Annotated in this window: 22 protein-coding genes and 1 pseudogene; 19 read left to right on the top strand and 4 right to left on the bottom strand. The window is 61.3% G+C overall.

Features of this window, described 5'->3' with window-relative positions; genetic code table 11:
- Positions 1-123 precede the first annotated feature (123 nt).
- From CAG00_RS18685 to CAG00_RS18615, 14 genes and pseudogenes are all read left to right on the top strand, one after another.
- Positions 124-630 (top strand): disulfide bond formation protein B, encoded by a 507-nt coding sequence (locus CAG00_RS18685; RefSeq protein WP_025337743.1) that lies wholly within the window; start codon positions 124-126, stop codon positions 628-630.
- Between the two features lie 559 nt (positions 631-1,189).
- Positions 1,190-2,134 carry a ubiquinol oxidase subunit II gene (gene cyoA / locus CAG00_RS18675; RefSeq protein WP_015268993.1) on the top strand — a complete coding sequence of 315 codons (945 nt, stop codon included), beginning with the start codon at positions 1,190-1,192 and terminating at the stop codon, positions 2,132-2,134.
- Between the two features lie 3 nt (positions 2,135-2,137).
- Positions 2,138-4,156 (top strand): cytochrome o ubiquinol oxidase subunit I, encoded by a 2,019-nt coding sequence (gene cyoB, locus CAG00_RS18670; protein ID WP_025337744.1) that lies wholly within the window; start codon positions 2,138-2,140, stop codon positions 4,154-4,156.
- A gap of 3 nt (positions 4,157-4,159) precedes the next feature.
- On the top strand, positions 4,160-4,783 hold the full coding sequence (cyoC, locus tag CAG00_RS18665; protein ID WP_025337745.1) for a cytochrome o ubiquinol oxidase subunit III: 624 nt from the start codon (positions 4,160-4,162) through the stop codon (positions 4,781-4,783).
- Positions 4,783-5,115, top strand: coding sequence for a cytochrome o ubiquinol oxidase subunit IV (cyoD, locus tag CAG00_RS18660; RefSeq protein ID WP_003259128.1), 333 nt, complete (start codon positions 4,783-4,785; stop codon positions 5,113-5,115). Before cyoC ends, cyoD begins: the two co-directional genes overlap by 1 nt.
- A gap of 11 nt (positions 5,116-5,126) precedes the next feature.
- Positions 5,127-6,014: a heme o synthase gene (cyoE, locus tag CAG00_RS18655; protein ID WP_025337747.1), complete on the top strand. Its 888-nt coding sequence runs from the start codon at positions 5,127-5,129 to the stop codon at positions 6,012-6,014.
- Positions 6,015-6,304: 290 nt separating this feature from the next.
- Complete coding sequence (gene alaC, locus CAG00_RS18650; RefSeq protein WP_025337748.1) at positions 6,305-7,513, top strand: alanine transaminase; 1,209 nt, start codon at positions 6,305-6,307, stop codon at positions 7,511-7,513.
- A gap of 215 nt (positions 7,514-7,728) precedes the next feature.
- Positions 7,729-8,856 (top strand): hypothetical protein, encoded by a 1,128-nt coding sequence (locus CAG00_RS18645; RefSeq protein ID WP_085665023.1) that lies wholly within the window; start codon positions 7,729-7,731, stop codon positions 8,854-8,856.
- 159 nt (positions 8,857-9,015) lie between these two features.
- On the top strand, positions 9,016-9,399 hold the full coding sequence (locus tag CAG00_RS18640; RefSeq protein WP_003259127.1) for a YkgJ family cysteine cluster protein: 384 nt from the start codon (positions 9,016-9,018) through the stop codon (positions 9,397-9,399).
- A gap of 385 nt (positions 9,400-9,784) precedes the next feature.
- Entirely contained in the window at positions 9,785-10,039 is a 255-nt protein-coding gene (locus tag CAG00_RS18635) for a hypothetical protein (protein WP_013970985.1), read from the top strand.
- Positions 10,036-10,287: a DUF3077 domain-containing protein gene (locus CAG00_RS18630; RefSeq protein WP_085617435.1), complete on the top strand. Its 252-nt coding sequence runs from the start codon at positions 10,036-10,038 to the stop codon at positions 10,285-10,287. The genes CAG00_RS18635 and CAG00_RS18630 overlap by 4 nt, the downstream gene beginning before the upstream one ends.
- Positions 10,288-10,481: 194 nt before the next feature.
- On the top strand, positions 10,482-11,045 hold the full coding sequence (locus CAG00_RS18625) for a GNAT family N-acetyltransferase (RefSeq protein WP_008093840.1): 564 nt from the start codon (positions 10,482-10,484) through the stop codon (positions 11,043-11,045).
- A gap of 12 nt (positions 11,046-11,057) precedes the next feature.
- Positions 11,058-11,597: a hypothetical protein gene (locus tag CAG00_RS18620; RefSeq protein WP_085665022.1), complete on the top strand. Its 540-nt coding sequence runs from the start codon at positions 11,058-11,060 to the stop codon at positions 11,595-11,597.
- A gap of 31 nt (positions 11,598-11,628) precedes the next feature.
- Positions 11,629-11,775, top strand: a pseudogene (locus CAG00_RS18615) (lysozyme inhibitor LprI family protein); the annotation flags it as partial.
- Positions 11,776-11,907: 132 nt separating this feature from the next.
- Here CAG00_RS18615 and mnmH read toward each other — a convergent pair.
- Both mnmH and selD read right to left on the bottom strand, forming a co-directional pair.
- Complete coding sequence (gene mnmH / locus CAG00_RS18610) at positions 11,908-13,020, bottom strand: tRNA 2-selenouridine(34) synthase MnmH (RefSeq protein WP_085665021.1); 1,113 nt, start codon at positions 13,018-13,020, stop codon at positions 11,908-11,910.
- Positions 13,020-14,054 (bottom strand): selenide, water dikinase SelD, encoded by a 1,035-nt coding sequence (gene selD, locus CAG00_RS18605; protein ID WP_085617441.1) that lies wholly within the window; start codon positions 14,052-14,054, stop codon positions 13,020-13,022. The genes mnmH and selD overlap by 1 nt, the downstream gene beginning before the upstream one ends.
- Before the next feature lie 126 nt (positions 14,055-14,180).
- Here selD and CAG00_RS18600 point away from each other — a divergent pair, with 126 nt between their 5' ends.
- The 4 genes from CAG00_RS18600 to phnE are packed head-to-tail and all read left to right on the top strand — an operon-like array spanning position 14,181 to position 17,435.
- Positions 14,181-15,035 carry a putative selenate ABC transporter substrate-binding protein gene (locus tag CAG00_RS18600; RefSeq protein WP_025337756.1) on the top strand — a complete coding sequence of 285 codons (855 nt, stop codon included), beginning with the start codon at positions 14,181-14,183 and terminating at the stop codon, positions 15,033-15,035.
- Between the two features lie 20 nt (positions 15,036-15,055).
- The gene (locus CAG00_RS18595) at positions 15,056-15,850 is read left to right on the top strand and encodes a phosphonate ABC transporter ATP-binding protein (protein ID WP_075046882.1); all 795 of its coding nucleotides are present in this window, start codon (positions 15,056-15,058) and stop codon (positions 15,848-15,850) included.
- Complete coding sequence (locus CAG00_RS18590; protein WP_075043819.1) at positions 15,844-16,671, top strand: ABC transporter permease; 828 nt, start codon at positions 15,844-15,846, stop codon at positions 16,669-16,671. The genes CAG00_RS18595 and CAG00_RS18590 overlap by 7 nt, the downstream gene beginning before the upstream one ends.
- The gene (phnE, locus tag CAG00_RS18585) at positions 16,668-17,435 is read left to right on the top strand and encodes a phosphonate ABC transporter, permease protein PhnE (RefSeq protein WP_015269003.1); all 768 of its coding nucleotides are present in this window, start codon (positions 16,668-16,670) and stop codon (positions 17,433-17,435) included. The genes CAG00_RS18590 and phnE overlap by 4 nt, the downstream gene beginning before the upstream one ends.
- Before the next feature lie 130 nt (positions 17,436-17,565).
- Here phnE and CAG00_RS18580 read toward each other — a convergent pair whose 3' ends face one another.
- Positions 17,566-18,453, bottom strand: a complete 888-nt coding sequence (locus tag CAG00_RS18580) for a bestrophin family protein (RefSeq protein WP_085665020.1) — start codon at positions 18,451-18,453, stop codon at positions 17,566-17,568.
- A 190-nt stretch (positions 18,454-18,643) separates the two neighbouring features.
- Between CAG00_RS18580 and CAG00_RS18575 the strand changes: the two genes are divergently transcribed.
- Positions 18,644-18,940 carry an addiction module antidote protein gene (locus CAG00_RS18575; RefSeq protein ID WP_039613839.1) on the top strand — a complete coding sequence of 99 codons (297 nt, stop codon included), beginning with the start codon at positions 18,644-18,646 and terminating at the stop codon, positions 18,938-18,940.
- A gap of 153 nt (positions 18,941-19,093) precedes the next feature.
- On the opposite strand, the gene CAG00_RS18570 is transcribed toward CAG00_RS18575, so the two are convergent.
- Entirely contained in the window at positions 19,094-19,996 is a 903-nt protein-coding gene (locus CAG00_RS18570; RefSeq protein WP_015269007.1) for a transporter substrate-binding domain-containing protein, read from the bottom strand.
- Positions 19,997-20,017: the final 21 nt, after the last annotated feature.

The following is a 20,017-nucleotide window of genomic DNA, read 5'->3' as shown; positions in this document are numbered from 1 at the left end:
ACCGGATAGCCCTGCGCAGCGCTATCACGCCGCTTCCTCGGCACGCTCAAAGGCCCTGCCCAGCGTGTAGACTTGCGCCAGGCAGGCGGATCACGCTGCCACTATCCATCGAAGGAACCGGCAATGAACGAACAAACATCGCGCCTGAATCGGGAACGGCGCTTTCTGGTACTGTTGGGCCTGATCTGCCTTTCGCTGATCGGTGGCGCCCTCTACATGCAGATAGTCCTGGGCGAGGCACCATGCCCGCTGTGCATCCTGCAACGTTATGCACTGTTGTTCATCGCCGTGTTCGCCTTCATCGCCGCGGCGATGCCCGGGCGCCGCAGCCTGACCTTCTTCGAGGCACTGGTGGTACTCAGCGCCATTGGCGGAATCGTTGCGGCCGGCAACCATGTGTATATACTCGCCAACCCCATGGTCAGTTGCGGTATCGACACCCTGCAGCCGATCGTGGACGACCTGCCGCTGGCCAAGCTCTGGCCGCTGGTGTTCCAGGTCGACGGCTTCTGCAGCACGCCGTACCCGCCGATCCTCGGTCTGTCGCTGGCGCAATGGGCGCTGGTGGCGTTCGTCCTGACGGCCGTCCTGGTTCCGCTCGGGATCTACCGCAACCGACGCCAGGCTTAGACAAAAGTCCCGAATGGCATGGGGTCTTTTACGCCGCATGAGAAGAGGGAAAATTCGCTCACCGCTTGATCCAGATCAACCCGGAGGCCTTGCAGAATGCGGCTTTGGGGCCTATCAAGCGGGGTGCGACAAACTGTCGCGAAGTTGAATTTTTGAGCAGTATTGTTGCAGATTCTGTAAAGGACTGTTGCTCAATAAGTCATAGTCAAGGGTTGGCGACCTATCTACAATCGCCCCCAATTTCCGTTCGGCACTGCTTGCAAGTCGCAGGATTGAAGGAAGCCCCAGCGCTCCTTTTTGCTGACTTCGTCAAGTTTCGCCCAACGGCGATACCGGGCGGACCCCCCTCCGCGTTTTCCCGCACCAAATGGACTTGGTCTGAAGTACAGGCCTGTTGCCTACGAAACCATAAGCACCGCTAACCCGCTTGACGCCAAGGTCCTGCAGTCGGACCCCGGGCAGGAGCGAGTACGGGCGCGAAATGCCGCACTTGGCAGGACGAAGTGTTGGCTACCAAAACACAAATTGCATTGAAGCAAGCTGATCTAGAGGTCGTGAGATGAGTAAAAAGCGTTACCCCAGACTGTTTGGCATATTGCCCTTTTTAGGCATGCTTTTACTCAGTGGGTGCAACTGGACCCTGCTCGACCCGAAAGGTCAGGTCGGCATTGAGCAAAAGAACCTGATCCTGATCGCTACCGGCCTGATGCTGCTGGTGGTGATTCCTGTCATTATCATGACCGTGGTTTTCGCCTGGAAGTACCGTGCTTCCAACAAGGCTGCCACCTACACCCCTGACTGGTCGCACTCGACCAAGATCGAAGCCGCGGTGTGGATCATCCCGATCCTGATCATCATCGCCCTGGGCTACTTCACTTACCACTCCACCCACAAGCTGGACCCGTACCGTCCGCTGGATTCCGATGTGAAGCCGGTGCAGATCGACGTGGTCGCGCTGGACTGGAAGTGGCTGTTCATCTACCCGGAGCAGGGCATTGCCACGGTCAACAAGATCGTCTTCCCGGCTAACACTCCGGTCAACTTCCGCGTCACTTCCGACGCCGTGATGAACTCGTTCTTCATCCCGGGCCTGGGCGGCCAGATCTACGCCATGGCCGGCATGACCACCAAGCTGCACCTGATCGCCAACGAAAACGGCGAGTTCGACGGTATCAGCGCCAACTACAGCGGTGCTGGCTTCACCGGCATGAAATTCAAGGCTACTGCCACCTCTCAGGAAGACTTCGACAAGTGGGTCGCCGAGGTCAAGCAGTCGCCGAAGAAGCTGGACAAGGCCGAATACGACGCCTTGGCCAAACCAAGCGAAAACAACCCAGTCGCGCTGTATAGCGAGGCTTCGCCTGACCAGTTCCAGCTGATCGTCGACAAGTACGAAGGCATGAACCGCGGTCGTCCGAGCCACGAAGAAGCAGGCAGCAAAGATCTGGCCACTACCAAGGGTGTGGAATCGAGTATGCAACCAGCTGCCGGTGCAGAGGAGTAAGAGATGTTCGGTAAACTAAGCCTGGAGGCGATACCCTATCACGAGCCGATAGTCATGGTGACGCTTGCCATGATCGCGCTCGGTGGTATCGCTGTCGTCGGTGCTATCACCTACTTCCGCAAGTGGACCTACTTGTGGAGCGAGTGGTTGACGACTGTCGACCACAAGAAAATCGGGGTGATGTACATCATCGTCGCGATGGTCATGCTGCTGCGCGGCTTTGCCGACGCCATCATGATGCGTACCCAGCTGGCTGCCGCTACCGGTGGCTCCGAAGGCTACCTGCCGCCTGAACACTATGACCAGATCTTCACCGCTCACGGTGTGATCATGATCATCTTCATGGCGATGCCGTTCTTCACCGGCCTGATGAACCTGGCGGTTCCTCTGCAGATCGGTGCACGTGACGTTGCCTTCCCGTTCCTGAACTCCCTGAGCTTCTACCTGCTGCTGGCAGGCGTGCTGCTGGTCAACATCTCGCTGGGCGTTGGTGAATTCGCCAAGACCGGCTGGGTTGCCTATCCGCCGCTCGCGGGCATTCAGTACAGCCCTGGGGTGGGTGTCGACTACTACATCTGGGCGCTACAGCTCTCAGGCCTGGGTACGACGCTTACCGGCGTGAACTTCCTCGTCACCGTGATGAAGATGCGCGCACCTGGCATGAAGCTGATGGACATGCCGATCTTCACCTGGACCTGCACCTGGGCCAACGTGCTGATCGTGGCTTCCTTCCCGATCCTGACCGCTGCACTCGCTCTGCTGACTGTTGACCGTTATCTGGACTTCCACATCTTCACCAACGAGCTTGGTGGGAACCCGATGATGTACGTCAACCTGTTCTGGGCGTGGGGTCACCCTGAGGTTTACATCCTGATCCTGCCGGCCTTCGGTGTGTTCTCGGAAGTTACCTCGACCTTCTCCGGCAAGCGTCTGTTCGGCCACCACTCGATGATCTACGCATCGGGCGCCATCGCCGTGCTGGGCTTCGCCGTATGGCTGCACCACTTCTTCACCATGGGTGCCGGCGCCAGCGTCAACACCTTCTTCGGCCTGGCGACGATGCTGATCTCCATTCCGACCGGTGTGAAGCTGTTCAACTGGCTGTTCACCATCTACCAGGGCCGTCTGCGCTTCACCGCGCCGATCATGTGGACCCTGGGCTTCATGATCACCTTCTCCATCGGTGGCATGACTGGCGTTCTGCTGGCTGTTCCAGGTGCTGACTTCGTGCTGCACAACAGCCTGTTCGTAATTGCTCACTTCCACAACGTGATCATCGGTGGTGCGGTATTCGGCTACATCGCCGGCTTCGCCTACTGGTTCCCGAAAGCCTTCGGTTTCACCCTGAACGAGAAGTGGGGCAAGGCTGCCTTCTGGTTCTGGATCTCGGGCTTCTACGTAGCGTTCATGCCGCTGTACGCCCTGGGCTTCATGGGCATGACCCGTCGTCTGAACCACTCCGACAACCCACTGTGGGAACCCTACCTGTACGTAGCCGTTGTCGGCGCCGTGCTGATCCTGTTCGGTATCGCCTGCCAGCTGATCCAGCTGTACGTATCGGTTCGCGACCGCAACCAGAACCTGGACGTGACCGGCGACCCATGGGGCGGCCGTACCCTGGAATGGTCGACTTCGTCGCCACCTCCGTTCTACAACTTCGCCCACATGCCTGAGAAGGTCGGCCTGGACGCCTGGCACGAAGCCAAGGAAGCCGGTGTCGCCTACAAGCCTGCGGCCAAGTACGAAGCGATCCACATGCCGAGCAACACCGCCACCGGTTTGTTCATGGGCCTGTTCCTGACCGTCTTCGGCTTCGCCTTCATCTGGCACATCTGGTGGCTGGTTGGCGCGAGCCTGGTTGCAACCATCGCTGTCTTCGTTCGCCACGCTGCGCGTGACGACCAGGGCTACATGGTTCCGGCCGAAGAAGTGGCGCGCATCGAAGGCGAGCGCATGAAAGCGCTGGCCAAAGCAGGTGCTCTGCCTGCCGGCGCACGTGTCGAATCGTTTGAGCGGGTGTAATCAATGTCCAGTCAAGTAATGCACGGTGCTGCTCATGGTCATGACCATGGGCATGACGACCACCACCACGACTCGGGCCAGATGACCGTACTCGGTTTCTGGCTGTACCTGATGACCGACTGCATCCTGTTTGCGTCGCTCTTCGCCACCTACGCGGTGCTGTCCGGCAGTTTTGCCGGCGGCCCGTCGGGTCATGACATCTTCCAGCTCGATTTCGTAGCTGTTGAAACGCTGTTCCTGCTGCTGTCCTCGATCACCTTCGGCTTCGCCATGCTGAAGATGTTCGATGGCAAGAAAGCTGGCGTTCTGGGCTGGTTGGCTGTGACCTTCCTGTTCGGTGCAGGCTTCATCGCGATGGAAATCTACGAATTCCATCACCTGATCGCTGAAGGCTTCGGCCCGCAGCGCAGTGGCTTCCTGTCGGGCTTCTTCGCCCTGGTAGGTACCCACGGTCTGCACGTGACCGCCGGCCTGATCTGGATGGCAATCATGATGTACCAGATCAACAAGCACGGCATCACGCCGACCGCCAAGACCCGCATGAGCTGCCTGAGCCTGTTCTGGCACTTCCTGGACGTGGTCTGGATCTGCGTATTCACCGTCGTCTACCTGCTGGGAGTTCTGTAATGGCTAACGCACACGACACTCATCACGAAGGTAACCACGGCAGCGTCAAGTCGTACATGATCGGCTTCATCCTGTCGATCATCCTGACTGCGATCCCGTTCGGCCTGGCCATGTCGCCAAGCCTGCCGAAGAACCTGACCGTTCTGATCATTGTTGCCATGGCCGTGATCCAGGTAGTAGTGCACCTCGTGTACTTCCTGCACATGGACCGCTCGAAAGAGCAACGCAACAACGTTTCGACGTTCCTGTTCACCACCCTGGTGATCGCTCTGCTTGTCGGCCTGTCGCTGTGGATCATGTTCAGCATCCACTTCGAAATGTTGGCCAAGTGAGGTAAGACTGCATGTCCGTTAAGCACTTTATCCAAATCACCAAACCGGGGATCATTTTCGGTAACGTGCTTTCCGTGGCAGGCGGTTTCTTCCTTGCCTCGAAGGGCCATGTGGATTTCGCCCTGTTCCTGGCGGTGGTGATCGGTACTTCGCTGGTGGTTGCGTCCGGATGCGTGTTCAACAACTGCATCGACCGTGACATCGACCACAAGATGGAGCGCACCAAGAACCGCGTCATGGTCCAGGGCGGCATGTCGCTGCCCCTCGCGCTGATCTACGCCACCCTGCTCGGGGTGGCGGGTTTCAGCCTGCTGTATGTCCAGGCCAACCCGCTGTCGGCGTTCTGTGCGCTGATCGGCTTCATCGTCTACGTCGGTTTCTACAGCCTGTGGCTGAAGCGTAAATCGGTGCACGGCACCTTGGTTGGCAGCCTGTCTGGTGCCATGCCTCCGGTGATCGGCTATTGCGCCGTGAGCAACAGCTTCGACCTGGCTGCGGTTACCCTGCTGGTGATGTTCAGCCTGTGGCAGATGCCGCACAGCTTCGCCATCGCGATCTTCCGCTTCAAGGATTACAGCGCTGCCAACATTCCGGTCCTGCCGGTGGCACGTGGCATCCTCGCGGCGAAGAAGCAGATCGTGCTGTACGTGCTGGCCTTCGTGCTCGCGACCCTGATGCTTACCCTCGGCGGTTACGCCGGCCTCGGCTACCTGGCCGTGGCAGCAGCCATGGGCCTGTACTGGCTGTACATGGCCTGGGGTGGCTACAAGGCCGAGGACGACAGCAAGTGGGCCCGCAAGGTGTTCGGCTTCTCCATCCTCACCGTCACTGCCCTGAGCGTGATGATGGGTGTGGACAGCCAGACCGCTGCGGACGTGCTGATGACATACGCACGCTGATACTGCTGCCTGTTTCACGAAAACCCCGGCCACTGTGCCGGGGTTTTTTTATGGGTGTTTTCCTGGGTTTTGAGCGTAGTGCGCTCACTGTGGGAGCGGGTTTACCCGCGAAGAGGTCGAACCTGAAAACATAAAATTCATATTTTCAAAAAATACATCTGAAAAGTTCTAACAAAACAGGAAATTGTCCTTTACAGGTATCCTGTCTCGGCACTATCTTCTGATTCAGGCCGCCACATCGGCCAGCGTCGCTCGGACGGTTCCGGGCGCTTACGTACTCAGAGGAAGCCATGGCCAACCCAGGTTCGCCGCGCCGCTTTGCGCGCATCGATCGTCTCCCCCCTTACGTCTTCAACATCACTGCCGAGCTCAAGATGGCTGCCCGCCGCCGTGGCGAGGACATCATCGACCTGAGCATGGGCAACCCCGATGGCGCAACCCCGCCGCACATCGTCGAGAAGCTGGTGCAGGTCGCCCAGCGTGAAGACACCCACGGCTACTCCACCTCCCGCGGCATCCCGCGCCTGCGTCGGGCCATCTCCAACTGGTACAAGGAACGCTACGAGGTCGACATCGACCCGGAAAGCGAAGCCATCGTCACCATCGGCTCGAAGGAAGGCCTGGCACACCTGATGCTGGCCACCCTCGACCAGGGCGACACGGTGCTGGTGCCCAACCCCAGCTACCCGATCCATATCTACGGGGCGGTGATTGCCGGTGCCCAGGTGCGTTCGGTGCCGCTAGTGCCGGGTGTGGACTTCTTCAACGAACTCGAGCGGGCCATCCGCGAGTCGATCCCCAAGCCGAAGATGATGATCCTCGGCTTCCCGTCCAACCCCACCGCTCAGTGCGTGGAACTGGACTTCTTCGAGCGCGTGGTGGCATTGGCCAAGCAGTACAACGTGCTGGTGGTGCATGACCTGGCCTACGCCGACATCGTCTACGACGGCTGGAAAGCCCCGTCGATCATGCAGGTGCCGGGGGCCAAGGACATCGCGGTGGAGTTCTTCACCCTGTCCAAGAGCTACAACATGGCCGGCTGGCGGATCGGTTTCATGGTCGGCAACCCCGAGTTGGTCAGTGCCCTGGCGCGGATCAAGAGCTACCACGACTACGGCACCTTCACCCCGCTGCAGGTGGCCGCCATTGCAGCACTGGAAGGCGACCAGCAGTGCGTACGCGACATCGCCGAGCAATACCGCCAGCGCCGCAACCTGCTGGTGAAAGGGCTGCACGAGCTGGGCTGGATGGTCGAGAACCCCAAGGCCTCGATGTACGTGTGGGCGAAGATCCCGCCGGAGTACGCGCACCTGGGCTCGCTGGAGTTTTCCAAGAAGCTGCTGGCCGAGGCCAAGGTATGCGTGTCGCCGGGGATCGGCTTTGGTGATTATGGTGATGACCATGTGCGCTTTGCCCTGATCGAGAACCAGGACCGTATTCGCCAGGCGATTCGCGGGATCCGGCAGATGTTCCGGGCTGATGGGGTGGCCCGCAAATAAGCTTTTGGGGCCGCTTTGTGGCCCTTTCGCGACACAAGGCCGCTCCTACAGGGACCGCGCGTTTTTGAATCCTGCGCGGTCCCTGTAGGAGCGGCCTTGTGTCGCGATGGGCTGCAAAGCAGCCCCGACTGACTCAAGGGCGAACTTTCCGCCTGCACTCCACCGAACTGCCTACCTATTTTTCTGCACTCATTTCTCACCACAGAGACCCACAAATGAGTGTCTTCACCGCCTACTTCTGCGGCACCGGTTCCCACCGCTTCGACGACGCCAACCCCAACTTCTGGAATGGCGAGCTGGTCTCGACCCTGGCCAGCAATGACCAGGGCCGCGAATTTGCCCACTGGATCGCCGTTGACGGCCCCGGCAGCGGCAACCTTCAGGACGACAACCTGTTCGTCGAGCCTGGCGGCTACTTCAACTGGACCGGTCAGTTGTTCGGCCGCGGGTGGGAAGAGAACGTCAACCATGTGCTGCAGGTGATCAAGGGTGAAAGCAGCTGGCAGCGCACCGAGCTGAGCGAGGAGGAGTACGAGCGCCTCAAGAATGCTGGCGTACCCGTTCCGGATGTTTCTTCCACAGCCTCCTGGTTCTGGCGCACCTACGACTACGGCGAGCGCCATCCAACACCGCAGGAGTTGCAGGAGCGCATCATCAGCTTGTTCCGTAAGCCTCGCTTGCCGACCCAGGTGAACCTGGTGGGCTGGAGCAGGGGAGGGATCAGTTGCCACATGCTGGCCAACGCCATGGCGCAGGACGCTGTATTACGGGACATACCCGTCAATATCTTCGTCATCGACCCGGTGCCAGGCATCGGCAACCTGCAAAGCCAGCGGGTAACCCTGGCGGGCAATGTCCGTGAGTACGTGGGTTTCTATTCGCGGGACGAACGATCCAAAGGTTTCGCCTGTGTGATCCCCTCGGTCGAACCGGATACGCGGATGTGCATCTACCCCATGCCAGGGCGGCATGCCACGCTGGTGGGCAACGCCTCCGTCGACGGTGCGGGTGACGGCAAGGTACTGGCGGAGCCGGGGTTGATCGTTCGCCATTTTGCCGAGGTCTGCCTGACCCGCTGGGGTGTGCAACTGGACAAGCGCCTGTCCCTGAGCGACCGCCAGTTGATGCGATATCACATGGTCATGGCCGCTGCCGAAGGGCAGTACAAGGCCATGCGCAGCGAGTCGTATACCGTGCTTACCGAGGGCGAAGATGACGACCGCTTGGTGTATTGCGGCGAGGCCTGCATTCCCTTCAGCAAGGTGTGTGGTGATGGCTATGAGCCGACCGAGGGCCTTGGCCAGCAGCGCTGGGATGTCACCACGTACAAGGCATTACGCTAAATTGAACGGGCGGCCGGGGAAGACGTTGGTCGCCTGTGTTCAATTGCCGGATCAGCGGCAAATATTTTTGCATTCCCCCTCTATCCAGCCGCCCCGGCTTGGATTGAAAATGGCGCCGCGGGCCAGCCCCGATAACAACAACCTTCCCTTCGTGCCATCATGTCCGAATACAACCCTTGCCTTGACTGCGGCGCCTGCTGCGGGTACTTCCGTGTGTCCTTTTTCTGGGGCGAATGCCAGTCTGCCGGGGGCCTTGTACCGGACGACCTGGTGGTACAGATCAACCCCACCCGTGTTGCCATGATCGGCACCGATGCCAAACCCTGCCGCTGCATCAGCCTGCAGGGCGAGATCGGCCAGGAGGTGGCGTGCACCATCTACGCCAACCGTTCCAGCCCCTGCCGCGAGTTCGAGGCGTCGTGGGAGGGTGGGGTGCATAACCCCAGCTGCGACGATGCGCGGGCGGCGTATGGCCTGCCACCGCTGACCCCGCCTGGGGCCAACGAGCCGCATTGGCCGGATGATGGGGCTGAGGTGGCCTGATCGTATTTCGTTAGCCTGTACCGGCCCTTTCGCGGGTAAACCCGCTCCTACAGGTATCACCGTACCCTGTAGGAGCGGGTTTACCCGCGAAAGGGCCATCAGCTGTAAGAAGATTCTGAACCTGCAACCAAATGCTTCAGGTTGCCAGGGATTAGGAATTATCCTACGGCCTAAGTCGGATGCCGTCTGATAGGCAAGTAGCTACCTCAGAGATAACGTTTCGGCGTCGTCACAATTGGCGATCGGGTGTGAGAAGCCCGGTGTTTCGAGATGGCTTGCCAGTTATGGCAGCCGTGCGCGTGCAGACTTCGGTCTGGCCGGTGCCTCGGACACTGGTCTTCTCACCTCGCGTACGGCTGCCACCTTATCTGTGAGAAGGATGCGAGTGGTTGCCTCTGAAAATATTTCCGAGATGACTATGAAAAAACTTGTACCTGATCCACCCGTTACAGACCTTACTTACCAAGCCGCGAAGTCCCAGGCTACCCAGGTCATGGACATTCTCTCCAACACCATCCTCCAATACCTCGACGCAGAAGCCCCGGACCTGCGTTCCACCCTTCTCGAAAACATGTCGACGCAAACTGCCCTGTTGCACGCCTTGTTAGCCCACATAAAGGCGCAGGAGGCCCAGGCATGAGCGACCACCTCAAATCCCGCACCACCGTAGGTGCGGAGAAATTCCTTGAGCTGTACCGGATAGAGCCGGGTGTACCGCTTGATCTGGCATTCGATGAATTGTCGGTGCTGATCGGCTGTATCAAGCATTTGAACGAAGAGGCCGAGATGGAGGGCGACAAGATCGCTGGCAGCGCGGCGCGCATACTCAGCGCCATGGCCAAGGCGCTGGTGAATGACATGGAACTGGGATTGAATCGGGGCGCCTGAAAGATTTTTGGGGCCGCTTTGCGGCCCATCGCCGGCAAGCCAGCTCCCACAGGGTCTCCACAAGCCTCATTCGCAGTGATTACCCGTGGGAGCGGCCTTGTGTCGCGAAAGGGCTGCAAAGCAGCCCCGGGATGCTTGAACCGATCGCTTGACGTTAAACTGTCATCTCCTCAGCAATGGACAGGAGATCCGGCGTGACCCCACCCCGCAGTTTCCCCAGTGACCTCTGCCTCGACAGCCCGCGTCTGCAATTGCGCCCCATGCGCCATGCCGATGCCGCGCAATGGCTGGCGATCATGGCCGACCCCGAGGTCATGCGCTATTGGCACCATGCACCTTGGCAAAACCTGGCCGAAGCCGAAAGCGCCCTGGCCGCCGACCGCGAAGCCTATGCCAATGGCGACCAGCTCAAGCTTGGCATGTACCGCCGTGACAACGGCGAACTGATCGGCATGGTCCAGCTGTTCAACATCGACGATGTATCCCGCCGTGGTGAAATCGGCTACTGCCTCGCCAGCGCGGTGCAGGGCAGGGGCTACATGGACGAAGCACTGACCTGCTTCATCGACTACCTCGCCCACACCCTGCACATGCGCCGCCTGGAAGGCGAGATCGACCCGCGCAACCAAGGTTCGGCACGCACTCTGGAGCGCCAGGGCTTCGTGCTGGAAGGCACATTGCGTGCGCGTTGGTGCGTTGCCGGCGAGTTGTCCGATTCGGGTATTTATGGCCTTTTGCTAGAGCCCCCGGTTGCCTAGGAAGTAAATCTCTTGCCCGTTTTCTACCTGAGTTTCAGCCTGCTGCTGTATCTGCTCGCACTGTTCTTCGATGGTGCGCTGATGAGTGGCGACCGCCACATGCCGGCCCTGCAGATGCTGTTGTATGGGCCCTGGGGCATGCCCTTCGGTCTGTACCAGTGGTTTGCCAACCCGTTGCTGGCCCTGGCGGTCCTTGCCCATCGACGCTTTCGCCGGCTGGCATTGCTGGTCGGGCTGGTGGCTGTGTATCTGGCGGCCAGCAGCTTTGGAATTGACCGCCTGCCGGACAATCAGAGCTATGAATTTCATGACCTGGCCGGTTTTGGTGCCGGTTTCTACCTGTGGCTGGCGGCGATGTTGGTGTTTTGCGTGGGCCAGGCCTGGCATTGCTGGAGGGCACGTAGCGCCGACGACATGCCGGGCTGGAGCTGGCTGGATGTGGTGTTGATCGCGGCGCTTGGCGTGGCGTTGTATGCGGCAACGCAGATGCCGTCGCTGCGCTTCGAACCGGGCAAGGTACTGATGCCGCCGGAACAGCCACAGACGCTGTGATACCCACAAGCAGGGTTTATGACCAAGTATTTGGCTTGCCTACCGCGATGGCAATTGCGGGTTCCATGTGCAGAGCAGTGGCAGGACCATGGCGCAGCTGGAAGGTGGGACCTGTGTGATGGACATGACCCGCGACCGCGCGGCGGAGCTGGAGCGGGTGCTCAGCCCTGGGCAGTGAGGTTGTCTGTACTGGCCTCTTCGCGGGTAAACCCGCTCCCACAGGTATTTCGCAGGCTTTGGGATCACGCTGTACCTGTGGGAGCGGGTTTACCCGCGAACACCGGCAACGCCGGTGCCATCCACCGCGCTTCTACTTGCGCGGTTCGCGCAGCGCCCGGGCCTTGAGGTACTCGCGCACTTCCACCGCATCCCCGGCAAACTCGATACGCTCTGCTTTCGCTGCACGCTGGTAGGCATACATAGGGTCGTAATACTCGCTCAGCAAGCTTTCGATGAAGACCCGGTGCAACTCCACCGAACCACTGCGCTGCTGTTCTTCCAGCGCCTGGCGCAGGATTTCCGACAGCCGCTGATGGCGCTCGCCGCCGAGGCGCTTGTGAATCCTGCCCATGCTCTGCAGAAGCGTCTCGGCAAACAGTCGAAGGCCATCTTCTTCACCATGCAGGCTGACGAACTCGGCGCTCAGGTCGATCACGTAGTCGCGCAGGATACGCTCCACGCGGCTGGCCAAACTGTCTTCCAGCCACACCAGCGGGTATTGCTGCATGCCCTGGTACAACTCCAGCGGTACGGTGCAGCTGCCCACGATTCGGCCTTCGTCTTCCAGCACGAACTGCTCGATACCCCGGGCGCGTTTTTTCAACACGTCTATGGCCAGCCTGTTCTCGAAGTCGATCTGCGCTGGCTGTGCAGTGGCGCGCTTGCCAAAGCTGGAACCTCGATGGTTGGCGTAGCCTTCCAGGTCCAGCTCGTTGTCCAGCAGGTGCAGCACGTCGGTCTTGCCGGTGCCGGTCAGGCCGCCCACGAGCACGAAATCACATTGCGCGACCGCCTGTTGGGTAGTCTCCAGCAGGAAGTGGCGCATGGCCTTGTAGCCGCCCTCGACGAGGGGGTAGTGGATGCCCTTCTCATCGCGCAGCACTTTTTGCACAAGATGCGAGCGCAGGCCGCCACGGAAGCAGTACAGGTAGCCTTCCGGGTGATCCTCGGCGAACTTTGCCCAGGCCTCCAGGCGTGCCTGCTTGATCTCACCGCTGACCAGCTTGTGGCCCAGAACGATGGCTTCAGCCTGGCCTTTCTGCTTGTAGCAGGTGCCGACCTTTTGCCGCTCCTGGTCATTCATCAGCGGCAGGTTTATGGCACCGGGGAAGGCGCCCTTGGCAAATTCGACAGGTGCACGCATGTCCATCATCGGCACATCGTCGAGGAACAACTGGCGGAAGTCGGTGCAGTCGGGGCGCATCAGATCACCTCGACCGCGTGGCTCTGTCGCTCGACCAGCTTGCCGATCGGCGCCAGCTGCAGGCCCAGTTCGGCGGCCACCGCCAGGAACTCGGCTTCACCTTCCGGGGTAACCGCCACCAGCAGGCCACCGCTGGTCTGAGGGTCGCACAGCAGGTGCTTCTGGTCGTCGCTCAGGGCGCCGATCTTGTGGCCGTAGCTATCGAAGTTGCGCAGGGTTCCGCCGGGGATGCAGCCCTCGGCCAGGTAGTGGTCGACGCTGGGCAGGCGCGGGACGGCGGCATAGTCCAGATGTGCGGTAAGGCCACTGCCTTCGGCCAGTTCCACCAGGTGGCCGAGCAGGCCGAAACCGGTGACGTCGGTCATGGCCTTGACCCCGTCAAGCTTGCCGAAGCGGCTGCCGGGGGTATTGAGGGTGCACATCCAGTCGCGCGCCAGGCCCTGGTCCTGGGTGCGCAGCTTGGCCTTTTTCTCGGCGGTGGTGAGGATGCCGATACCCAGTGGCTTGGTCAGGTACAGGTGGCAGCCTGCGCTGGCGGTGTCGTTGCGCTTGAGGTGGCGCTTGCTGACCACGCCGGTAACGGCCAGGCCGAAGATCGGCTCGGGCGCGTCGATGGAGTGGCCGCCGGCCAGCGGGATGCCGGCTTCGGCGCATACCGCACGGCCACCTCGGATCACTTCGCGGGCCACCTCCGGCGGCAGCACGTTGACCGGCCAGCCGAGGATGGCAATGGCCATCAGCGGGTCGCCGCCCATGGCGTAGATGTCGCTGATGGCGTTGGTGGCGGCGATGCGGCCGAAGTCGTACGGGTCATCGACGATCGGCATGAAGAAGTCGGTGGTCGAGACCACGCCGCGCTCGTCATCCAGCGCGTACACGGCAGCGTCGTCGCGCGAGGCGTTGCCCACCCACAGTTTCGGGTCCAGGGCCTGGGCGCCGCTTTCAGCGAGGATCACATCCAGCACCTTGGGGGATATCTTGCAGCCACAGCCGGCACCATGGCTGTACTGGGTCAGGCGAATCGGCTCGCTCATGTGCACCTCAGGAGGTCAATTTGATGCGCGATTGTAGCAAAGCTGGCCTTTGCGCCTGTGCCTCTTATAATTCCCGTCGTCGGCGCATAAGCCGGCCTTTCCCCGCTATTGAACCGGAGAACACCCATGCTCAAACGCCCTCTGGCGCTCGCCGCCGGCCTCGTGCTGTCTTGCTGTGCCGTTGTCGCCCAGGCTGCCGACACCCTGCGGGTCAGCGCCATCCCTGACGAAGCACCGACCGAACTGCAGCGCAAGTTCAAGCCTTTGGGCGAGTACCTGGCCAAGCAGCTGGGCATGGAGGTGAAGTTCGTGCCGGTGGCTGATTACCCGGCGGTAGTCGAATCGTTGGCTTCCAACCGCCTGGACCTGGCCTGGCTGGGGGGCTTCACCTTCGTGCAGGTGCACCTGAAGGACCCTGCCGCCACGCCGCTGGTGCAGCGTGAACAGGATGCGCAGTTCACTTCCAAGTTCATTACCGCCAACCCCGACGTGAAGAGCCTGGCCGACCTCAAGGGCAAGTCGTTTGCCTTCGGTTCCATCTCGTCTACCTCGGGCAGCCTGATGCCGCGTTACTTCATGCTCAAGCAGGACAACATCAAGCCTGAAGACTACTTCGGCCGCGTCGCCTACTCCGGCGCCCACGATGCCACCGTGGCCTGGGTGCAGGCCGGCAAGGTCGATGGCGGCGTGCTCAACGCCAGCGTGTGGCAGAAGCTGGTGGATGCCGGCAAGGTCGATACCGCCAAGGTGAAGGTGTTCGCCACCACCCCGACCTACTTCGACTACAACTGGACCGTGCGCGGCAACATGGACCCGGCGCTGAAAGAGAAGATCAAGAAAGCCTTCCTCGGCCTCGACCCGGCCAACCCGGAGCACAAGGCGATCCTCGACCTGCAGGCCGCCAGCCGCTTCATCGAGACCAAACCTGAGAACTACGTGGGCACCGAACAGGCTGCACGCGAGGCCGGCCTGCTCAAGTGACATCGACAGTGGCTTCCAACGTGGCTATTCATCTGCACGGGGCCGGGCTGCGCCATGGCCAGGTGCGTGCGCTTGATGCCGTGAGCCTGAGCATCGGTCAGGGCGAGCGCGTCGCCATCATCGGGCCTTCGGGCGCGGGCAAGTCCAGCTTGCTGCACCTGATGGCGACCGCCGTCCAGCCCAGCAGCGGGCGCCTGGAGCTGCTCGGCGAACAGCCCTGGGCGCTGTCTGCCAGGGCTCGCCAGCGCCTGCGTGCGCGGGTAGGCCTGGTGCACCAGGCACCGCCCTTGCCTCCGCGCCAGCGGGTGGTGACGGCGGTGCTGGCCGGCCGCCTGGGGCAGTGGGGTGTGCTGCGCGGCCTGCTCAACCTGCTGTACCCCAGTGATGTGCCGGGGGCGCGCCAAGCCTTGGCCGAGCTGGGCCTGGCCGACAAGCTGTTCGTGCAGTGCGGGCAATTGTCCGGTGGCCAGTTGCAGCGGGTGGGTATTGCCCGGGCGTTGTACCAGCGGCCGCAGGTGTTGCTGACTGACGAGCCGGTGTCGGCCATGGACCCGGTGCTGGCCGACCACAGCCTGGCCTTGCTCAACCGCCACGCCCAGGCCAATGCCGTGACCCTGGTGGCGAGCCTGCATGCCGTGGATCTGGCGCTGGCGCACTTCCCGCGGGTGATTGGTATCCGCGAAGGGCAGGTGGCGTTCGACTGCCCGGCGCAAGCGGTGACCGAGCAGTTGCTGGATGCGCTGTACGCCAACGAACAACTGGCTTCACCGCCAAGCCAGGGGCCGACCCTGACCGTGCAGATTCCGCGATGCTGAAGCTTGATGCCCGCGACCCGGCGCTGCTGCCGCGGTTGCTGCTGACCCTGCTGGCGGTGGCGGTGCTATGGCCTGGCATCCGGTTGAGCGAACTGAACCCGGGGGTGCTGCTGCAGGCAGAGAACCGCCAGCAGATCGCCAGTTTCACCAGTGCCTTCTGGCCACCGGCACACGATGCCGACTTCCTTTCGCTGCTGTATGAAGCCACCCTGCAGACCCTGGCCGTGGCCACGGCCGGCATGGCGTTGGCGTTGCTGCTGGCGGTCCCTGCCGGGTTGCTGGCCAGCCGTGCCCTGTCGCTGCGCGCAGCCTCCCGTGGCGGTCGCGCCGGGTTATGGTCGCGGTTGCTGCGCCTGCCGGTGCGCTGGTTGCTGATTTTTCTGCGCAGTGTGCCGGAAATCGTCTGGGCGTTGCTGTTCGTGCGGGCCGTGGGGCTGGGGCCGACGGCGGGCGTACTGGCCATTGCCATCACCTACAGTGGCATGCTCGGCAAGGTCTATGCCGAGATCTTCGAGTCGGTCGACCAGCGCCCGGCGCATGCCTTGCTGCAGGCGGGTAGTGGCCGCCTGGCTGCGTTTTTCTACGGCATCCTGCCCAGTGCGGTGTCCGAAGTGGTGTCCTACACCGTGTACCGCTGGGAGTGCGCTGTACGCGCCTCGGTGGTGATGGGCTTTGTCGGTGCTGGCGGGCTGGGGCAGCAGATCGACTTGTCGATGCGCATGTTCGCTGGAGCGGAAGTGGCAAGCATGCTGCTGACGTTCCTGGTCCTGGTGATGCTGGCCGACCTGCTCAGCCGCTTCCTGCGTTGGAGGCTGGCATGAACCGGGTCATCAATTGGTTGGTGCTAGGCGCCATCGTGGCTGCGGTGATGGCCTCGTTCGCATACCTGGAGCTGGACTTGCAGGCGCTGGTCGGCAACGGCGGGCTGGGGCAGATGGGCGAATATGCCGGTCGTTTCCTGCACCCGGACCTGTCTGCCGGGCACCTGCGCGCGGTTGCGCACGGGGCGCTGGAAACCCTGGCCATGTCGGGCTTGGGCACCTTGTTGGCCATGCTGCTGGGCATGCTGTTGGCACTGCCGGCCGCTGGCCGGTTCGGTTGGCCGCTGCAGGCCTGTGCGCGGTTGTTGCTGAATGCCCTGCGGGCCATCCCGGAACTGGTGTGGGCCGCGCTGACGGTGCTGGCGGCCGGGCTTGGGCCGAATGCCGGTACCCTGGCGTTGGCGCTGCATACCGCTGGCGTGCTGGGGCGGCTGTTTGCCGAGGCGCTGGAGAACGCACCGCCGGAGCCGGCGGCGGCCATCCGCTTGCAGGGCGGTAGCCAGGTGGCGGCATTCTGCTTTGGCACCTTGCCCAATCTGTGGCCGCAGTTGCTGGCTTATAGCCTGTATCGGTGGGAGAACAATATCCGCATGGCCAGCGTGCTGGGGTTTGTCGGTGCGGGTGGATTGGGGCAGATGCTGTACACCACCTTGAGCCTGTTCCAGGAGGCCCAGGCCAGCACGGTGATCATGGGGATGCTGGTGCTGGTGTTACTGGTGGACGCGTTGAGTGATGTGTTGCGCCAGCGCTATGTGCGGGCCTGATGGATAGCCGGGGCCGCGTTGCGGCCCTTTCGCCGGCAAGCCAGCTCCCACAGGTACGGTGCAAGATCACAGGATTCCATGGCTCCTGTGGGAGCTGGCTTGCCAGCGATAGGGCCGTTGAGGTCTGGCACTAAGCCAACTCCCCGCACTGCGCCTCCCGCTGCATCGACTCCAGGTTCCGCTCGATCGTCTCGCAAATGCTGTCCATCTGGATCTGATGCTCACTGAACCTGAACGGGCTCTGCAAGTCCGTCCCGATCCGCTCGATGGCCAGCAGCATGAAGCCCACCACCGTCGAAGCCAGCGGCGTGAACCAGCCCAGCGATTCCACCAGCCCCACCGGTACGATCAGGCAGAACAGGGTGATGAACAGCCGTGGAAAGTACACGTAAGGGTAGGGCAGCGGCGTATTGGCGATCCGTTCCATGCCACCTTGGGCATTGGACAGGTCCACCAGCGTCGACTCCAGCCTTGCCAGGCGAATGCTGTCCAGTCGCCCGGCCTGGTATTCCCGCGCCAGCAACGCCGCCGAACCACTCAGGATGTCGTTGGCGAAATTGTTCGAACGGTTGCGCCGCTCGAATTCCGCAGGTGGGATGAACGCCATCAGTTCATCCGGGCAGCGCTCGCCCTTCAAGTGTGCCGCCAGGCAGTTCACATAGGCGATATGCCGGCGCAGCAGGGTAGCCTTGATCGGGTTCAGGCCATCATCCGGGTCATCGATCAGGGTCAGCGCCTGCCGTGCGAAGCTGCGTGAGTTGTTCACCAACGCCCCCCACAATGTGCGCGCTTCCCACCAGCGGTTGTACGCGCTGCTGTTGCGAAAGCTCACCAGCACCACCAGCGCCGAGCCCAGCAACGTCAACGGAATCAGCGGCAGGGTGAACTTGCTGTTGAAGAACAGCATGAAATCGATGGTGACCAGCACATCCCAGATCAGCAGCCAGAACAGCGACCAGCCGATGTAGCCGACGGTCTTCACGACCAGGCGGTACTTGCGGGTGATGATGTCTTTCACGCGGGGTACCTCGAAACGCGGGTGATGCAGGATCGGACGTCGAGGCGCGGCGAAGGTTCGGGTGTTGAATGTTGCAGGTTTTTTATGACCGTGAAGAGAAAAGTCTGACCCCGCTATGGGAAATGCCTGAGTTCCCATATAAGGGGTAAGGCGACAGAGTGGGCCGCTTCAACACTTGAATGGGTGTGAAATGAGCGAAAAGTTGATCCCGTTTGATATGGCGGCCTTGTTGAGTAGTGATGAGGCCATCACTGAGTACCTTAGTCAGGTCCTCGCAGATGGCGATACCGAGGAAATAATTCGGGCACTTGGCCATATCGCTCGCGCACGGGGAATGACGCAGATCGCCACCGAGAGTGGGTTGGGAAGGGAAAGTCTGTACAAGGCACTCAGTCCAGGCGCAAAACCACGCTTTGACACTGTGCTGAAAGTCATTCGTGCCTTGGGTGTCGACCTCCTCGTTCAGCCCCATGTAGTTCCCCGCTAGCAGAACAGGGATTTCGGAGGGCTGAACGGGGAGGTTGGTCAGCTTCATGGCAGGTCATTCCTGCGCTGGCAACGGGGCGCGGTCGGAGCGGCCGAGGCCATTGCCTCCAGTACTTGGCGAGGCCGTGAGCCAGAGGGGCTGGTCGTCTGGATGCTACTCCACCGGGTCACTTACCGGCTTGGCAAAGATGGCCTTGAGTTCGCTGGTCATCGGGAATTCCAGATTCAAGCCTTTGGGCGGAATCGGTTGTTCGAACCAGCGCTGGTAGATCCCGTTGATTTCCCCGGAACTGTACAGCTCGCCCAGCGCCGCGTTCACCAGCGCGAGAAACTGTGGGTCATCCTTGCGCACCATGCAGCTGTAGATTTCCCGTGACTGCTCTTCCCCGACCACCACCCAATTGTGCGGGTCGCGGGCCTTGGCGCGTTCGCCGTAAAGCAGCGCATCGTCCATGTAGAACGCCGCCGCCCGACCGGACTGCAACATCTGGAAGGCCTCACCATGGTCCTTGGCGCTGATCACGTACATGTCCATCTTGTTATCGACGTTGTAGCTTTTCAGATAGCGTTCGTTGGTGGTGCCGGCGGTGGTTACCACGTTCTTGCCGCGCAGGTCGGCGAAACTCTTGATCCCGCTGTCTTTGGCCGTCAGCAACTGGCCTTTGACATAGATGAACCCATAGGAAAACGCCACCTGTTTCTGGCGCTCTGCGGTGACGCCGGTCGAGCCGCACTCCAGGTCAACGGTACCGTTCTGCACCAGCGGAATGCGGGTTTGCGATGTCACCAGGTTGTATTTCACCTTGAGCTGGGGCAATGCCAGCTTCTGCTGTACCCGCTCGACGATCTTGTTCGCCAGGTCTACCGAGTAGCCCATGGGTTGCCCCGAATGGTCGCCCACATAAGAGAACGGTACCGAAGCATCGCGATATCCCAGGGTAATGCTGTTGGCTCTGGCAATCTTGCTCAGGGTAGGCCCAAGCGCTGCTTCGTCAGCATGGGCCTGGGTGCCTAGCAACAGGCCAAGGGTGCAGCCGATCAACGTGATTTTTCGCATTGTTATTCTCCGTTGTAGGTG

This window comes from Pseudomonas sp. B5(2017), from assembly GCF_002112825.1.
GTDB lineage: Bacteria > Pseudomonadota > Gammaproteobacteria > Pseudomonadales > Pseudomonadaceae > Aquipseudomonas > Aquipseudomonas putida_Z.
This window is presented reverse-complemented; position numbering and strand designations above follow the sequence as displayed.